This window comes from Streptomyces sp. OfavH-34-F, assembly GCF_022347745.1.
Classification (GTDB): domain Bacteria; phylum Actinomycetota; class Actinomycetes; order Streptomycetales; family Streptomycetaceae; genus Streptomyces.
Map to the genome: position 1 here is coordinate 1 of NZ_JAKRGC010000587.1, position 1,724 is coordinate 1,724.

Here is a 1,724-nt window from a genome sequence, read left to right on the forward strand (position 1 = left end):
CCGCGACCCGCTCGCCCTGGACCAGCTCGCGACGGACGCGGCGGCCCGCGCCCACACCCTGCTGACCACCGGCCGCGATCCGGTCGCCGGGCTCACCCTCTGGCAGGACGCCGTGCGGCTCGCCGCAGCCGGGCCCACCGCCGGGCTCACCGCGACCACCCGCGCCCTCTACCGCGAGCTGGCCTCCGCCACCGGCCGCACCACCACGGACCTGGCCCGTGCCGTGGCCGCCTGGCGGCAGGGCGAGGCCGAGGGGCTGGCGGTCCTGGAGACGCCCTGGGATCCCCCGGCGGGACCGTTCGACCGGGCCCGCCCCGCCCTCGCGGCGGCCGGCTTCCCGCGCTTCCAGCCCTGGCGCAACCACCTGACCCACCCCGGCGGCGCCCTCCAGCTCCGCTTCGGCCGGGACGGCCGCTGGTACGGCTACGAGTCCGATCCCGGCGAGGAGGAGTGGTGGCCCCGCGCCGCACCGGACACCGACCCGGTGGCCGCGCTCCTGGAACTGACCGGCGGCGACCCGGACGACGACTGACGGGCGGGTGACCCGAGGGTGCCGCGCGACCGGCTGCCGGGCCGGGGCTCAGCCGCCCCGGACGGGCAGCACCGCGTCCACGACGGCCGTGGCGAACCCGGGCGGCACCGGCTCGTTCCGGAGCAGCGCCCGTACCCACACCGCCCCGGCCGTCAGATCCAGCAGCAGCATCGGGTCGGCCCCCGGCGGCAGTTCGCCGCGCGCGGCGGCCCGCCGGAACACCGGCTGCTCGCGGGCGAACCGGTCCGCGAAGAAGTCCCGCGCCAGCGCCGCCAGTTCGTCGTCCGCCAGCCCCGACCCGGCGGCCAGGGCGCGCACGATCGCCTGGGTGCGTGCCCCGGTCACCAGCGCGGTCACCTGCTCCGTGAGGGCGATCAGGTCCCCGCGCAGCGAACCGGTGTCGGGGACGGCGATGTCCAGGACGGGGGCCCGGAGCAGCGCGGCGCGCAGCAGCGCCGCCTTCGAGGGCCACCAGCGGTAGATGGTCGTCTTGTTGACCCCGGCCTCCTGGGCGACGCCCTCGATGGTGAGGCCGGGGTAGCCGCGCTCGGCGAGCAGCCGCAGGGTGGCGTCGAAGATCGCCTCGGCGGCGCGGGGGCCCTTGCCCGGGCGGGGCTGCGGGGGAGGGGCGGACATGGCGGCTCCAGTCGGTCCGGACAAAAATGCAACGCAACGTTGCGTTGCATTATAGGGTGGGGCCGACGGCACACGAGGCGCGGAGGGGTGCTCATGAAGGACGACGGGGCCGCCGGGGTTCCCGGGGCGGTGAGCTGGGGGCTGCTGGCCGCCTGGGCGGCCAACGACCTGGAGGAGATCGCGACCATGGCGGGCTGGCTGCGGACCGCGCGGCCGGAGCTGAGGAAGCGGCTGCCGTGGGTGCCGGAGCGGGTGTGGGAGCGCATGGACCTCTCGCAGCGCGAGGTGAACACGGCCATCGGCCTGATGGGCGTGGTCGTCGCGGCGGCCGCGGCGGACGGGGCGCGCACGGGCGGCCGCAGCGCCTTCTTCCGCTCCGCCCTGGCCGGGTTCGGGCTGCACGGCGTGGCGCACCTGGCGCAGTCGGCCGCGTACGGCGGCTACACGCCGGGGGTGGCCACTTCGCCGACGGTCGTCATCCCGTACTCGCTCTGGGCGGTGCGCCGGCTGCGGGCGGCGGGCATCCCGCTGGGCGGAACCCGCGCGGCGGCCTCCG

At 77.5% G+C, this 1,724-nt stretch carries 2 protein-coding genes and 1 pseudogene; 2 read left to right on the forward strand and 1 reads right to left on the reverse strand.

Features of this window, described 5'->3' with window-relative positions:
* Positions 1-532: pseudogene (locus MHW47_RS35155) on the forward strand (hypothetical protein); the annotation flags it as partial.
* 48 nt (positions 533-580) lie between these two features.
* On the opposite strand, the gene MHW47_RS35160 reads toward MHW47_RS35155, so the two are convergent.
* The gene (locus MHW47_RS35160; protein ID WP_239227872.1) at positions 581-1,168 is read right to left on the reverse strand and encodes a TetR/AcrR family transcriptional regulator; all 588 of its coding nucleotides are present in this window, start codon (positions 1,166-1,168) and stop codon (positions 581-583) included.
* A 93-nt stretch (positions 1,169-1,261) separates the two neighbouring features.
* On the opposite strand from MHW47_RS35160, the gene MHW47_RS35165 reads away from it, so the two are divergent.
* Positions 1,262-1,724: HXXEE domain-containing protein (locus MHW47_RS35165; protein ID WP_239227873.1), on the forward strand; the 463-nt coding region annotated here is incomplete at its 3' end.